Origin of the sequence: Pseudomonas sp. HN2-3, assembly GCF_020691745.1 — a bacterium.
Classification (GTDB): Bacteria; Pseudomonadota; Gammaproteobacteria; order Pseudomonadales; family Pseudomonadaceae; genus Aquipseudomonas; species Aquipseudomonas capeferrum.
Map to the genome: position 1 here is coordinate 740,543 of NZ_CP085704.1, position 15,031 is coordinate 755,573.

Here is a 15,031-nt window from a genome sequence, read left to right on the forward strand (position 1 = left end):
GGGGAGAGGGCGACTTTGGAAACAGCCGATGCAGGAATCGGCTGAACTGCATCCTGGCGCGGCTCAAACCGCTCAGCCGACGGGTATCAACCTCGGGGTGGCCTTTTAGCCCTGGCAGGTAATACTTCTGTGTATACGCAGGCGTGTTCCTGGTGGCGCGCGCCGCTGGGAGGTGTCAGGTGAACAAATTATCCATTGTGGGTGCCGGCTTGGTCGGCGAGGCGGCGGCTCAGGTCATCGCCCGGGATGAGTTGTGCCGTGAGTTGATGTTGATCGATGTGCAGGGTGAGTTGGCACAGGGCAAGGCGCTGGATATCTGGCAGGCGGCGGTCGAGTCGGGTTCCGATACCCGGGTTCAGGGCGGGGCCAAGGCCGAAATGCTGGCGGGGTCTGAGCTGGTGGTGATTACGGCAGGGGTGCCGCGCAAGCCTGGCCAGTCGCGCCAGGATGTATTGAGTATCAACCTGCCCATTCTCGACGGCATCCTGCTGGACATCAAACAACATGCGCCGGCGGCGACGGTGTTGGTGGTGTCGAACCCCGTCGATGTGCTGACCTATCGTGCCTGGTCGCGCAGCGGGCTGGGCCGCAATAAGGTGTTCGGGCAGGCGGGGGTGTTGGATACCGCGCGCATGAAGTGTTTCATTGCCGAGGAAACGGGGTTTTCCGCTCGGGACATCACCGCCCTGGTGCTGGGCGGGCATGGCGACAGCATGGTGCCGCTGATGCGCTACTGCGCGGTCGGGTCGGTGCCATTGGCGCACTTCCTGTCCAGTGAGCAGATAGAGCGCATCGTGCAGCGCACCCGCCAGGGTGGCGGCGAGATTCTGGGGCTGAAGAAGCTGGGCAGTGCCTGCGACGCGCCGGGCGTGGCCATTGCGCAGATGGTGGATGCGATCGCCAATGGGCGAAACCGCATTTTGCCAGCGGTCGCGGTGCTGGAGGGCGAGTATGGGCGCACAGGTATTGCCATGGGTGTGCCTTGTGTACTGGCTGGGGAGGGGATTGCGCGGGTCATCGAGTTGCCGCTGGATGCGCAGGAGCAGGCGATGTTCGACCACTCTGCAGACCAAGTGCTGCGCGATATTGCTGAAATGAATGCGCTATGAACGGGGTGTAGGGCTCTGACAGGGTCGCAGGGCGCAGCGGCCCAAGGGCCCTGACTGACTGGCGTAGCGTTTGAGCAATCAGCGCACGAGCGCCGGCACGACGCGCACGTAAATCAACTCCCCCACCAACTCCACCAGCGTCTGGGTAATCACCGCCGCCGCCGCCAACCCGCGCAAGTCTTCTGGCAACGCCAGCGCCAGCGGCAGCACCACCAGCGAGTTGCGGGTGGCCGCACTGAAGGTCACCGACCTCACCTCGGCCACCGGCAAACGCATCAGCCGCGCCGTGGCACAGCCGATCAGCGGCGCCAGCAGCATGAAGCCGATGTACACCGGGATCACCGGCAGCAAGCGCGCCAAGTCATGCAGCACGGCAGCGATCTGCGAGCCGATCACCACCATCAGCACCAGTGCCATCGCCGGTACCGGCAGCCACGCCCAGGCGTCGTTCCATGCCGCTGCCACACGCGAGCGACGGGCGCTGGCGCTGGTCAGCACGGCGAGCAGCAGCGGCAACACGATCAACAGGGCAAACGCTTCCACGAATGGGGTGATGGCAATCGCCACCTCGCCGCCGTCACCCAACATCAACCCCAGGTACACCGGCAACAGCAGCAGTTGCACCAGCAACAGCACGGGCGTTGCGGCGAGTGTCTGGCGTGAGTCGCCTTTGCCGATATGGGTGAACACCACCACGTAGTCGATGCACGGTGTCAGCAACACCAACAGGGCACCGATCAGGATGGCCGGGTGCGCGACCAGGCCGCGGGTGATCGCCCATACCAGCAGTGGCACAAGGATGAAGTTGGCCACCAGCAGCGCACTGATGAAGCGGCGGTTGCCAAGGCCCTGGCGCAGGTCGAGAAAGGGGATCTGCAGAAACATCGCGTACATCAGCACGGCAATGGCAGGGGTGATCAGGGCTTGCAGGGGGTGAGCGGCGTCAGGGGCCAGCAGGCCGAAGGCCGCGGCAACCAGCACGGCAGCAAAGTAGAGCGGGATCTGGTGGGTTTCGAGTTGCTCTCTGGTCAAGGCAGGGTCCTGTGCGCGCTCGGTGGTCGAAGCGGCACAGGGTAATACGTGGGGCGCGTGCAGGCGACATCAGGTGTCGAGCCAGTCCACCCCGCGTTGTTCGATCAACAGGCTCAGGGTGCATGGCTGGGCCTGCGCATAACACGCAAGAAAGCCGCCGACAGGGTATAGGTTGTGAATTTCCAGAGGGTGGCCATCGCTGCTGATCAACTGGATTTCGCGGCGGCCATCTTCGAGCAGTGTCAGGTCGAAGGCGTTGCCGGTTTGCACATCGATCAGGCTCCACACGCTGGGCTCCTTCGACGTTGAGGTTCTGAGGGTCACCTGCCCATCGACGTTCGTGAACACGCTTTTACCCAGATGAGGGCCGCTGCGCACATACAGCCTGTAACCGGCATCGCTGTGGCGAAAGTACAGCAGCAGCGCACAGGGCGTGGCGCCCTTGTCGAACGTGATCAGCCCTGACTCCTTGCCGTGCTGCCAGTCTTCTTCCGTGCCGTTGAGCATGCCCAGCGCCCGGGCTCCGTCAAATGCATGGCCTGGTGCATAGCGTGGTGTGACCAGGATCACTGGCCCTGTGGTCAGGCAGTCCAGGCTGTTCACCGGTGATTCGGCTATCTGCAGGGTAGCCGTGAAAGAACGCGCTAGATGATCCGCCATGGAAGGCCTCCGGTTTGGCGTGGGGGAGGCCGCAGGCTAGGTCGTCTTGGGGTGGCTACCCAGCTGGAACAGGTTCCGCGAAGCTGTGCAAAACGAAAAAGCCCGGCACAAGGCCGGGCTTTTCACATCAGGCTAACGCCAATCAGTTGCCGTAAACCGGCAGCTTCTTGCAGATGGCCTTGACCTTCTCACGCACGGCGTCGATCACCGCTTCGTTGTTCAGGTCAGCCAGGATGTCGCAGATCCAGCCGGCCAGTTCCTTGCACTCGGCTTCCTTGAAGCCACGGGTGGTCACAGCCGGGGTGCCGAAACGCAGGCCCGAAGTGACGAACGGGGAACGTGGGTCGTTCGGTACCGAGTTCTTGTTCACGGTGATGAAGGCTTTGCCCAGTGCGGCGTCGGCGTCCTTACCGGAGATTTCCTGCTTGATCAGCGACAGCAGGAACAGGTGGTTCTGGGTGCCGCCGGAAACGATGTCGAAACCACGCTCGATGAACACGCTGGCCATGGCCTGGGCGTTTTTCACCACTTGCTGCTGGTACGCCTTGAACTCAGGCTGCAGGGCTTCTTTGAAGCAGATGGCCTTGGCGGCGATCACGTGCTCCAGCGGGCCGCCCTGGGCGCCTGGGAAGACGGCGGAGTTCAGCTTCTTCTCGATGTCGGCGTTGGCACGGGCCAGGATCAGGCCGCCACGTGGACCGCGCAGGGTCTTGTGGGTGGTGGTGGTGACCACGTCGGCGAACGGCACCGGGTTCGGGTACACGCCAGCGGCAACCAGGCCGGCAACGTGGGCCATGTCGACGAACAGGTAGGCACCGACCTTGTCGGCGATTTCGCGGAAGCGTGGGAAGTCCAGCACTTGCGAGTAGGCCGAGAAGCCGGCAACGATCATCTTCGGCTTGTGTTCGACAGCCAGGCGCTCGACTTCGTCGTAGTCGATCAGGCCGTTGCCGTCGATGCCGTACTGGATGGCGTTGTACAGCTTGCCCGAGGAGCTGACGCTGGCGCCGTGGGTCAGGTGGCCGCCGTGTGCCAGGCTCATGCCCAGGATGGTGTCACCGGCCGACAGCAGGGCCAGGTAGACCGCGGCGTTGGCTTGGGAGCCAGCGTGCGGCTGAACGTTGGCGTAGTCGGCGCCGAACAGCTCTTTGGCGCGGTCGATGGCCAGTTGCTCGACCACGTCGACGTACTCGCAACCACCGTAGTAGCGCTTGCCTGGGTAGCCTTCGGCGTACTTGTTGGTCAGTACCGAACCCTGGGCTTCCATGACAGCCGGGCTGGTGTAGTTTTCCGAAGCGATCAGCTCGATATGCTCTTCCTGGCGCAGAGCTTCTTGCTGCATGGCTTCGAAGAGCTCGGCGTCGTACTTGGCAATGGTCAAATCACGGCTGAACATGGCGGTCCTCAAGGATCGGGCTGAATTGGGGGGGCATTCTAACCGATTGCTTCGCGCCTGGCATATGAAGTGACGTCAAGTCGCGGACCAATGGGACTCATGTTGCAAGCCGCGCCCTGACTGGGCTGGAGTTGACTCTCAAGTCCGTTTTTTTTACGGTTGGAGCGGGTGTTACTGGAACATGAACAGGGTCTCGTTGCTGAACTGCGCCTCGAACTGATGCGCCGGCATCGGCCGCCCGAACAGGTAGCCCTGCACCTCGTCGCAACCATGCTCGCGCAAGAACTCCAGCTGCTCATGGGTTTCGACGCCCTCGGCAATCACCGCCAGGTTCAGGCTGTGCGCCATGGCGATGATCGCCCGGGCAATCTGCGCATCCTGCTCGCCCTCGGGCAGGCCGTCGACGAAGGTGCGGTCGATCTTCAACACGTCGATCGGGAACTGCTTGAGGTAGTTGAGCGACGAGTAACCCGTGCCAAAGTCGTCGACCGCAATGCTCAGGCCAAGGTTCTTCAGGCTGGCCAGAATCTGCAAGGCCTCGTTGACCTCGCGCATCAGGATACTTTCGGTCAGCTCCAGCTCCAGGCATGCCGGTGGCAGCCCGGTTTCTTCCAGGATGGTGGCGATGCGCGTGCCCAGTTGGCCGTCGGAGAACTGCCGCGCCGAGATGTTCACCGACACCTTCGGCACCCGTACCTTGGCCTTGTGCCAGGCCTTGAGTTGGCGGCTGGCTTCGCGCAGCACCCAGTCGCCGACATCCACCACCAGGCCCAGCTCTTCGATCACCGGGATAAAATCACCCGGTGGCACCAGGCCACGGGTCGGGTGGCGCCAGCGCAGCAAGGCTTCGGCGCCGGTCAGGCGCTTGCCGTCGCCGCTGAACTGCGGCTGGTAATAGAGGATGAACTCGTTCTGCTCCATGGCATGGCGCAGGTCGCTCTCCAGCTCCAGGCGCTCCAGGGCGCTGGCGTTCATTTCCGCCTGGTAGAACTGGAAGTTGTTCTTGCCGCGTTCCTTGGCGTGGTACATCGCGGTGTCGGCGTTTTTCATCAGCTGGCTCAGCTCGCTGCCATCCTGCGGGCTGAGGGCGATGCCGATACTGGCGGTGACAAAGAACTCGCGGTTTTCCAGCACGAAGGGCCGTACCAGGCTGGCGAGGATGTTCTCGGCCACATGGATGGCGCGGTTAAGGGCCATTTCACGGGTTGCGCGCGGTTGCAGCAGCAGGGTGAACTCATCGCCACCCATGCGCGCCACGGTGTCGTCGTCATCCACGCAGGCCAGCAGGCGCAGGGCCATGTCCTTGAGCATGCGATCGCCCGCGGCATGGCCGAGGGAGTCGTTGATCGGCTTGAAGCGGTCCAGGTCGAGGAACATCAGCACCACCCACGCCTTTTGCCGGTCGGCCTGCTGCAGGGCCGTGTGCAGGCGGTCCTGGAACAGGGTGCGGTTGGGCAGGTGGGTGAGGGCGTCGTAGTAGGCCAGGCGGTGGATGCGCTGTTCGCTGGCCTTGCGCTCGCTGATGTCGGTGAAGAAGCACACGTAGCTGGCCAGGTCGCCTTCGTCATCCAGCACTGCAGTGATGCCGACCCAGGCCGGGTAATGGTCGCCGTCACGGCGCTTGAGCCACACTTCGCCTTCCCAGCTGCCGCGCTGGTGCAGTTGCTTGACCACGTAGCGCAGGTGGCCTTCCTGCTGTTGCTCGACGGTGAGCATGCCGGGCAGTTGGTCGAGCACGTCGCTGACCGCATAGCCGCTGACCCGGCTGAACGCCTCGTTGGCCTGGACGATGTAGCCGGCCGGGTCGGTGATGAGGATGGCCGAGGTGGAGTGCTCGAATACCGTTGCGGCCATGCGCAGGTCTTTTTCGGCGCGGCGTTGCTGGCTGATGTCGCGGCCTACCCCGAGCACGCCTTCGAAGTGCTGCTGATCGTCCCACACCAGCACCAGGCGCAGTTCGATCGGGATCTTGCGGCCATCGGCACGCAGGCAGTCGAACAGGAACAGTTGAGTCGGCAGTTGGCTACGTAGCTGGGCCAGTTGCTCGCGGTCGCCCATGGCATTGCTGACGCGCTCCATCAGGCTGTAGATACCGGTCAGCTGCGCCGGGTTGGCAATGATCGATTGCCAGCCGTTGTCGAAGATCCACTCGGCCTGATAGCCCAGTACCGCTTTTACCGAGGGGCTGACGTAGTTCAGCTGCAGCTGGCTGTCGGTGGAGAAAATCACATCGCTGATGCTTTCGGCCAGCATGCGGTAGCGCTGTTCGCTGTCGCGCAGCGACTGGCTGGCCTCGATCTGCACGGTGACGTCCTTGCCCACGCCGATGATGCGCGTCACCAGGCCATCGGGGTCGCGGGTCAGCACCTGTTCGCGAATGTCGTAGCAACGCCAGCTGCCGTCGTGGTGACGGAAGCGCAACTGGCAGTGCAGCGGTTCGCTGTGGCCGGTTTCACGCTGATGCTGGCGCAGCGCCTGGAAGTGCGCGGCGTCTTCGGGGTGCAGCAGCAACTCCCAGAACCGGTCGCCCATCTGCGCCAGCTCGGTGCGGCTGTAGCCCAGGGTCTGGCCGAGGTGGCGGTTGCTGAAGATCATGCGCTGGCTGGGCACGTCCTGCACGTAGAGCTGGTCGGGCACGGTACGCACCACGTCCGACCAGAAGCTCTCGCGTTCGAGCAGCGACAGCTCCACCTGCTTGCGGCTGGTGATGTCGCTGATGCTGAGGATCACCGCCTGGTAGTCGCGGCGCTGCAGCGGCAGGCGGGCCATCAGCCACAGGTGCAGTTCGCCGCCCAGCGGCGCCGGCAGGCGCACTTCCAGCTCCAGCAGCGAGCGTTGTTCGATCAGTGCATCGATCAGTTGCATGCCGATGCTGTCACGGCCATCGCCGCTGCCGTCGATCAGGCGCTGCCAGGCACCCTCGTGGCATTCGACGTTGAGCAACTGGCGCGCCACCTGGTTGATCTCGGTGATCTTCAACTCCTGCAGCAGCGAGCGGCGCAGGTTCGGGTCCAGGGCCAGGCTGTGCTTGAGGGCCGCGTGGTTGCGCAGGTGGTAGCGGTCGAGCTGGCCGGGCAGGCTGGAGAGGTCGAGCACGCACAGGGCAACGCCGGTGCCTTCGAAGATTTCCTGATAGCGCCGGCGGTCTTCCTGCAGCGCGCGTTGGCGGCGGCGCATGTTGATCAACGCCAGCACCGGTAGCAGGGCACAAAACAGCACCAGCATGCACTTGCCGATCAGTGCCGGTAGCAACTTCTGCTGGGCCAGCTCGGCGTCGAACAGGCCGCGCAGCTGCCAGGTGCTGTTGTCGATGAACGCCAGCATCACGCTCTGCAGCGGCGCGGTGCTGGTCCGCGCGGTGGCATGGCGCTCCAGCACCGCGCCGCTGCGGCTGTTTTCCAGCAGCCACAGCGGGTGGCCCGGGTTGTCCAGGTGCACGGTGAGGGTACGGTAATACGCCCCGGACAGGCGCAGCAGCCAATAGCCGCGGTCCTGTTCGGTGGACTGGCGCAGCAACAGGTAAAGGGTGCGGTTGTCTGCCGAGTTGGTGAAGAAGTAGGGGCGCCCCTGGTTCAACCTCAGCAGCTCGCCAATCAATGGGCGGTCTGGGCTGCCGGCCAGGCTGTCGGCGCGGATCTGCCCGCTGGTGTCCAGCCAGGCCAGGTCACGCAGGGCGGGCAGGCGTGCGCGCAGGGTGTCGAGCAGGCTGGGCAGGGCGGCGGGCGTCGGTGCATTGACGTAGGGCTGCACCACATTCACCGCCTGCTGGGCTTTGAGCGCCATGTTCAGGCTGAGGTGGTCGGCAAGCTCCGCAGTGGCCTCCAGGCTTTGCTTGCGCAGGTCGGCCTGGGTATGGCGGAACTGGGCGAACAGCTGCCACAGCAGCAGGGCCAGCAGAATCAGGGCCAACAGCGCCAGCGCACCCTTGATCGACCCGCGCAGGGAAGCAGCAGGGGCCAGTGAAGCGGGACGCAGCGACGACGGATGAGTGAGATTGGTCAAGCGTTGGTCCTGCGATTGGGCTGGCGATGGCAGGGATTGATCATGCACGGTCGGTGCCGGTGTCTGGTTGCCAGACCGCGGTGGCGCACTATAAGGCCGGACACCCTAAATCGGCTAGCATGCCTAGGATTATGGCAAAGTGCCAGCCCGGTTGTCCGCTGGCGCTCGGCCTGCCGACGGTCGTGGTCGCGCCCCCGTGGTTCGGCAAGCCCCTGCAACCTGTGCGAGAATGCCGCCCGCTTCAATGACAACGCTTCGGAGATGTTCGGTTTTGGTTACTCACTTTTCCTCCAATGGCCTCGATTCCGCCTGTGGGCGCAGCAGTCAGACCCTTGTCAGCACTGCCGTGACCGAGGACGTATCCTGCAAGTCGTGCCAGCGTTCGCTGGTCAAACCCGAGGCGGCAGCCGCCTCGAAAAGCAAGGCCCCGTCGCTGGCCGAACTGCGCAAGACCGCCAAGGCGGCAGCAGCACCGGTTGCGGCCGCGCCCGTGGTGAAACAGCCGGCTACCCAGGCCGTCAGCAAGCCTGCCGCCAAGCCGGCCAAGGCCGCCGAGCAGCCTGCCCGCAAGGGTGGCTTCAGCGTCAAGTCTGCCTGGGCCGCGCGCCTGGCCGAGCAGGGTGGCGGTTGCCGGTTGCCGCGGGGCAAGGCCAAACAGCGTCACGTCTGAGCCTCTTCGGGCAATTGTGTTTGCTGGCCCATTCGCGGGGCAAGCCCGCTCCCACAGCCGCAATCGACCTGTAGGAGCGGGCTTGTCCCGCGAATGGGCCGTATAGCGGCCCCCTGTTGATCCCCCCACCCGGCCCTCCTATGCAACGCCGCGCGTTGGCGTAGAATGGTCGACTTTGTTCAATGACACCCCGTAAACACATCCCCCTGGCCCATTGCCGGGGCGTTCGTCGATGTCTTTACCTATTTAGAGGGCTTGGTTTTGGCTCAATACGTCTACACCATGCATCGGCTGAGCAAGGTCGTGCCGCCGAAGCGCGAAATTCTCAAGAACATCTCCCTGTCGTTCTTCCCAGGCGCCAAGATCGGCGTGCTCGGCCTGAACGGCGCGGGCAAATCGACACTGCTGCGGATCATGGCGGGCGTCGACAAGGAATTCGACGGCGAAGCCCGTCCGATGCCCGACATCAACGTCGGCTACCTGCCGCAGGAACCGCAACTCGACCCGGCCAAGACCGTACGTGAAGTAGTCGAAGAAGCGGTCAGCGTAATCAAGGACGCCCAGGCTCGCCTGGACGAGGTCTACGCGGCTTACGCAGAACCCGACGCCGACTTCGACAAGCTGGCCGCCGAGCAGGCCAAGCTCGAGTCGATCCTGCAGGCTGCCGACGGCCACAACCTCGAGCGCCAGCTGGACGTTGCCGCCGACGCCCTGCGCCTGCCGGCCTGGGACGCGAAAATCGAACACCTGTCCGGTGGTGAAAAGCGCCGTGTGGCCCTGTGCCGTCTGCTGCTGTCGGCACCCGACATGCTGCTGCTCGACGAACCGACCAACCACCTGGACGCCGACTCGGTGGCCTGGCTGGAGCGCTTCCTGCACGACTTCCCCGGCACCGTGGTAGCGATTACCCACGACCGTTACTTCCTCGACAACGTCGCCGGCTGGATCCTCGAACTGGACCGCGGCGCCGGTATCCCGTACGAAGGCAACTACTCGGGCTGGCTGGAAGCCAAGTCGGACCGTCTGGCGCAGGAATCCAAGCAGCAGAGCGCCCACGAGAAGGCCATGAAAGAGGAACTGGAGTGGGTGCGCAAAGGCGCCAAGGCCCGCCAGTCCAAATCCAAGGCACGTCTGCAGCGCTTTGAAGAAATGCAGTCGCAGGAATTCCAGAAGCGCAGCGAAACCAACGAGATCTACATCCCGGCCGGCCCGCGCCTGGGTGACAAGGTCATCGAGTTCAAGAACGTTTCCAAAGGCTATGGCGATCGCGTGCTGATCGACAACCTGTCGTTCGCCATGCCCAAAGGCGCCATCGTCGGCGTGATCGGTGGTAACGGCGCCGGTAAGTCGACCCTGTTCCGCATGCTGATGGGCAAGGAGCAGCCGGACTCGGGCAGCATCGAGATCGGCGAAACCGTGCAACTGGCCTGTGTCGACCAGAGCCGCGAAGACCTGGACGGCAGCAAGACCGTGTTCCAGCAGATCTCCGACGGTTCCGACCAGATCCGCATCGGTAACTACGAGATCCCGTCGCGCACCTACGTTGGCCGCTTCAACTTCAAGGGCGGCGACCAGCAGAAGTTCGTCAAGGACCTGTCCGGTGGTGAGCGTGGCCGTCTGCACCTGGCCCTGACCCTGAAGGAGGGCGGTAACGTCCTGCTGCTCGACGAACCGTCCAACGACCTCGACGTCGAAACCCTGCGTTCGCTGGAAGAAGCCCTGCTGGACTTCCCGGGCGCCGCGATCGTGATTTCCCACGACCGTTGGTTCCTGGACCGTGTGGCCACGCACATCCTGGCGTACGAAGACGACTCGAACGTGATCTTCTTCGAAGGCAACTACACCGAGTACGAAGCTGACCGCAAGAAGCGCCTGGGCGATGCTGCTGCCCAGCCGCACCGTGTACGGCACAAGAAGCTGGCCCAGTAAGCCCGTTTTGGATGCACAAGAATGGGGCCCTCAGGGGCCCCATTTTTGTGCCTGGCATAAAGGGGTGCTACCCCCTTCGCGGGGCAAGCCCGCTCCCACAAAATTTCCAGAGATCTGGGGCCTTTCATAGATCCTGTGGGAGCGGGCTTGCCCCGCGAAGAAGCCCGACCTGCTAACAACAATCCATCAATTTTGTATACATTTATATAAAACGCACCAAATAATTTCAAAAAAACGACATCACGCCCTGTTCTCGTGCGATTGCTTCTTGGTACATTCGAAAAAAAACCAATAAGTCCAATCCCTCTTGGTGAGATGTCTACCATGGTCGAATCTGTCGATAATTTCCTCGCGCGCCTCAAGCAACGCGATCCTGCCCAGCCCGAGTTCCACCAGGCAGTGGAAGAAGTCTTGCGCACTCTGTGGCCGTTCCTCGAAGCCAACCCCCATTACCTGCAGGCCGGTATCCTCGAGCGCATGGTCGAACCCGAGCGCGCGGTGCTGTTCCGCGTTTCGTGGGTCGATGACCAGGGCAAGGTCCAGGTCAACCGCGGCTACCGCATCCAGATGAGCAGCGCCATCGGCCCGTACAAGGGCGGCCTGCGCTTCCACCCGTCGGTCAACCTGAGCGTGCTCAAGTTCCTGGCCTTCGAGCAGGTGTTCAAGAACTCCCTGACCTCGCTGCCCATGGGTGGCGGCAAAGGTGGCTCGGACTTCGACCCGAAGGGCAAGAGCGATGCAGAAGTGATGCGCTTCTGCCAGGCCTTCATGAGCGAGCTGTACCGCCACATCGGTGCCGACGTCGACGTGCCTGCCGGTGACATCGGCGTGGGCGCCCGCGAGATTGGCTTCATGTTCGGCCAGTACAAGCGCCTGGCCAACCAGTTCACCTCGGTACTGACCGGCAAAGGCATGACCTATGGCGGCAGCCTGATTCGCCCGGAAGCCACCGGCTACGGCTGCGTCTACTTCGCTGAAGAGATGCTCAAGCGCCGCGACCTGCGCATCGATGGCCGTCGCGTGGCGATTTCCGGCTCGGGCAACGTGGCCCAGTATGCCGCACGCAAGGTCATGGACCTGGGCGGCAAGGTCATCTCGCTGTCCGATTCCGAGGGCACCCTGTACGCCGAAGCGGGCCTGAGCGACGCCCAGTGGGACGCCGTGATGGAGCTGAAAAACGTCAAGCGTGGTCGCCTCAGCACCCTGGCGGGCGAGTTCGGCCTGGAGTTCCGCAAGGGCCAGACCCCGTGGAGCCTGCCGTGCGACATCGCCCTGCCGTGCGCCACGCAGAACGAGCTGGACACCGAAGACGCCCGCACCCTGCTGCGCAATGGCTGCTTCTGCGTGGCCGAAGGCGCCAACATGCCGACCACCCTCGAGGCTGTGGATATCTTCCTGGAGGCGGGCATCTTGTACGCTCCGGGCAAGGCGTCCAACGCTGGCGGTGTGGCCGTGTCGGGCCTGGAGATGTCGCAGAACGCCATGCGCCTGCTGTGGACGGCCGGTGAAGTGGACAGCAAGCTGCACAACATCATGCAGTCGATTCACCATGCCTGTGTTCACTACGGTGAAGAGGCTGACGGCAAGATCAACTACGTCAAGGGCGCGAACATCGCCGGCTTTGTGAAAGTAGCTGATGCCATGCTGGCGCAGGGCGTGGTCTGATCCAAAACCGATGGGGCCGCTTTGCGGCCCCATCAGCCCGCCGCTCCTACAGGTGTGGGGGCGGCCTCACGCCTCACCCTCGATGGCGACTACCTCGATCGTCTGATCCCCTACCGGCCGCCGCCAAACCACTTCATCCCCAGGCCCCGCGCCTAGCAAAGCCCGCCCCAGCGGCGACCCCCAATTGATCAACCCGCGCCCCGCATCGGCCTGATCTTCCCCAACCAGCTGCACCTCGTGCGCCTGGTCGTGTTCATCGACAAACCTCACCCGGCTACCAATCTGCACCTTGCTCCGCGAAGTGGCGGCTGGCACCACCTGGGCACTCTGCACCCGGGCGCTGAAGTAGCGCAGGTCACGCTCGGCATCGGCCAGGCGCTGCTTGTCGGCACGCTCGCCCTGCGCCTGCAGCTGGCTGCGCAATGTGTTGAGTTCGGCCACCCGTTGCTGCAGTTGCGCCAGGCCCAGGGCCGTGACGTAGTTGGGCTGCTCGCTGACCCGCCGCTCTACCGGCTGGTCGGCCTGGGCGGCGGCCTGGTCTTCGTTGACGAATGCTCGGCTCATGGTGGCCTCCTTGTGCTGAAGACCATGATGGCAGGCCGCCGGTTTCAAAGGATGTCCGATTGCGACCTAGGGGCTTGCCTGACAGTATCGAGTCGATCGTCGATCGCGGTCACCCTGCTCTGGAGTGTATCGATTGAGACTTTCTCTGCTGCCCGACTCACGGTGCGGGACTGCCTGAGCGTGACGTGCTGCTGGTCTGGATCATTCAAACTATCGGTATCCGGGTTGCTGAGCAGGCCCAGTTGGAGGTCGTCTACCTGCTCTATCCTCGCACTCTGTTGTACTTGTGGCCTGCGATCACGAAAAGGTGTCGTCCGCGTAATAAGTAGCTTAGGTTCTGTACGAAAAGTATGGTCATTCATCATTGTGGGAGCGGGCTTGCCCCGCGATCTGCCGCAACGCGGCAGCAAAGCCTGAATTCGCGGCGTCTTTGACACTATTTAATATCGGGTACAGGAGCGCTTCGCACTCCATCGCGGGACAGCCCGCTCCCACAAAACTTTTCGTACAGAGCCTAAGCATCCTCTGTGCCAGCCGGAAGGAAAAACCCAACCGATAGCACTTCGACTTGAAGTGCCATCGTTAATTCTAATTACTTTATTTTTTAAATTCGAGGACCCAACTCAATGTACATATCTTGTCTGAGCAGCTGTCTGGGTCACTCAGGAAGAAGTTATCCCAGTAAGGACTGGACTGGCCATCTTCCTCCCAATCACTCCCGCATTCGTTTTCTTTGGAGAAATAATTCGACCACCCGATACGAAATTGTATATCCCCTTTCATCTCCTCATTATGGCTGACAATCTGGAACTGGAGGAGTCCGTGGAAATCGGGTATGCCGTCGGGTTTGAGGTATTCATTGTCGAACACATATTTTCTTGTGTGGTTCGGAGCTATAACCGTATCGCGTCCTGTGGCTTCAATGAAAGTCCCTTCTGTGAAATCATAACCAAGAGGCTTCAAGCCAAATGGAGTTCGATTTTCCACTAGAATACGAAACTCCCGGCGTTGAAAGTGGTGAAGCGGCGCACCATGCGCCTGCGGCACGTCATCACCTCTTTTCGCTCGCTCCTCTTGGGATCTTTCAGCTGCGTTTGCAGCTATGAGGTCCTGAATCACACCTACAATTCCCGGATTTAACATTTCTATACCTAAAGAATGACTATTGGGAGATAAAATATGCATAAAGCGTTACGGGTACTTGGCACGCCACGAACGCACTATGCGTGCGCGTAGTGCTATTCCCGTAAAGCGCACTGTGGCTGTGCCAAGCGCAGGCTTTCATTTCAAGGTAGATTACCTGTTTCCTGTGTCAAATCACGCGGCGTCGATGTGTGGAGCAGAGCACATCCCTGCGTCAAGTGATAGGCCTAATGCATTAAACCCAAAGGAATAAGTCATAAAAATTAATGTGGCGATGAGCAAGAGGAAAAATTATAAGGGTTATGACGGGAAGGGGCTGCAAGCGTTGGATAAAGTGGGAGTAAAAGCTGATCCGGCACAGGTGTATCAATGCATATACTCATTATTTGACTGTCCATAGTTGATCAATCCGGGGCGTATTGGATCGATTCATCATTTGCCGCCTCATTCCCCAGGCAGGTACTGATGGCACACTAGGGGTGGCGGTAGGCCCGCGCAGCGCCGCGGTCTTTCTCCTGCTCCCAGTCACGGTCGCGTTGGTCCCAGTAGCGGTCGCGGTACTGACGCTGCTCTTCGCTGTTCTGCAGGGCGTGACACTGGCGAAAACCATCGTCCCAGCCGCTTTCGTACTGGCGGTTGTGCAGGTAGCGCGGCACGTCCTTGCGAAAGTCGCCGACCATCAGCCCGGCAGCCTGGCGGCCGCTGCTGCAGCCATCCTGGAAGCCATCGGCGTAGGCGGGCGGGTAACCGTGGTTGAGCATCTGTTCGTGGGTCGTTGCGCACCCAGACAGCAAAAAGGCAAAGCACAGGCCTAACCAGTACCGCGACATAGCCACCAGACCCTCCAGTTGATGCGGGAGA

11 protein-coding genes are annotated in these 15,031 nt (G+C 62.2%); 4 read left to right on the forward strand and 7 right to left on the reverse strand.

What is annotated here, in order from left to right:
* The first annotated feature begins 179 nt into the window (after positions 1-179).
* A complete protein-coding gene (locus LJX93_RS03385) occupies positions 180-1,109 on the forward strand; it encodes a malate dehydrogenase (RefSeq protein ID WP_047582803.1) in 930 nt (309 codons plus the stop codon).
* 78 nt (positions 1,110-1,187) lie between these two features.
* Here the strand turns inward: LJX93_RS03385 and LJX93_RS03390 are convergent, their stop codons facing one another.
* The 4 genes from LJX93_RS03390 to LJX93_RS03405 form a co-directional block, all read right to left on the reverse strand.
* Positions 1,188-2,141 carry an arsenic resistance protein gene (locus LJX93_RS03390; RefSeq protein ID WP_033701400.1) on the reverse strand — a complete coding sequence of 318 codons (954 nt, stop codon included), beginning with the start codon at positions 2,139-2,141 and terminating at the stop codon, positions 1,188-1,190.
* A gap of 69 nt (positions 2,142-2,210) precedes the next feature.
* A complete protein-coding gene (locus tag LJX93_RS03395) occupies positions 2,211-2,801 on the reverse strand; it encodes a hypothetical protein (protein WP_095064000.1) in 591 nt (196 codons plus the stop codon).
* 142 nt (positions 2,802-2,943) lie between these two features.
* The gene (gene glyA, locus LJX93_RS03400) at positions 2,944-4,197 is read right to left on the reverse strand and encodes a serine hydroxymethyltransferase (RefSeq protein WP_227696755.1); all 1,254 of its coding nucleotides are present in this window, start codon (positions 4,195-4,197) and stop codon (positions 2,944-2,946) included.
* A gap of 171 nt (positions 4,198-4,368) precedes the next feature.
* The gene (locus LJX93_RS03405; protein ID WP_033701397.1) at positions 4,369-8,199 is read right to left on the reverse strand and encodes a bifunctional diguanylate cyclase/phosphodiesterase; all 3,831 of its coding nucleotides are present in this window, start codon (positions 8,197-8,199) and stop codon (positions 4,369-4,371) included.
* A 271-nt stretch (positions 8,200-8,470) separates the two neighbouring features.
* Between LJX93_RS03405 and LJX93_RS03410 the strand changes: the two genes are divergently transcribed.
* The 3 genes from LJX93_RS03410 (at position 8,471) to gdhA (ending at position 12,463) form a co-directional block, all read left to right on the forward strand.
* The gene (locus LJX93_RS03410; protein ID WP_047582799.1) at positions 8,471-8,869 is read left to right on the forward strand and encodes a hypothetical protein; all 399 of its coding nucleotides are present in this window, start codon (positions 8,471-8,473) and stop codon (positions 8,867-8,869) included.
* Between the two features lie 261 nt (positions 8,870-9,130).
* Positions 9,131-10,798 (forward strand): energy-dependent translational throttle protein EttA, encoded by a 1,668-nt coding sequence (ettA, locus tag LJX93_RS03415; protein WP_033701394.1) that lies wholly within the window; start codon positions 9,131-9,133, stop codon positions 10,796-10,798.
* Positions 10,799-11,122: 324 nt separating this feature from the next.
* The gene (gene gdhA / locus LJX93_RS03420; RefSeq protein ID WP_033701391.1) at positions 11,123-12,463 is read left to right on the forward strand and encodes an NADP-specific glutamate dehydrogenase; all 1,341 of its coding nucleotides are present in this window, start codon (positions 11,123-11,125) and stop codon (positions 12,461-12,463) included.
* A gap of 66 nt (positions 12,464-12,529) precedes the next feature.
* Here gdhA and LJX93_RS03425 read toward each other — a convergent pair whose 3' ends face one another.
* The 3 genes from LJX93_RS03425 to LJX93_RS03435 all read right to left on the reverse strand — a co-directional run bounded on the left by LJX93_RS03425 (position 12,530) and on the right by LJX93_RS03435 (position 15,000).
* Positions 12,530-13,027, reverse strand: a complete 498-nt coding sequence (locus LJX93_RS03425; protein ID WP_033701390.1) for a GreA/GreB family elongation factor — start codon at positions 13,025-13,027, stop codon at positions 12,530-12,532.
* Positions 13,028-13,624: 597 nt separating this feature from the next.
* Positions 13,625-14,212 carry a hypothetical protein gene (locus LJX93_RS03430; protein ID WP_143500719.1) on the reverse strand — a complete coding sequence of 196 codons (588 nt, stop codon included), beginning with the start codon at positions 14,210-14,212 and terminating at the stop codon, positions 13,625-13,627.
* Between the two features lie 431 nt (positions 14,213-14,643).
* The gene (locus tag LJX93_RS03435) at positions 14,644-15,000 is read right to left on the reverse strand and encodes a lipoprotein (protein ID WP_033701385.1); all 357 of its coding nucleotides are present in this window, start codon (positions 14,998-15,000) and stop codon (positions 14,644-14,646) included.
* Positions 15,001-15,031: the final 31 nt, after the last annotated feature.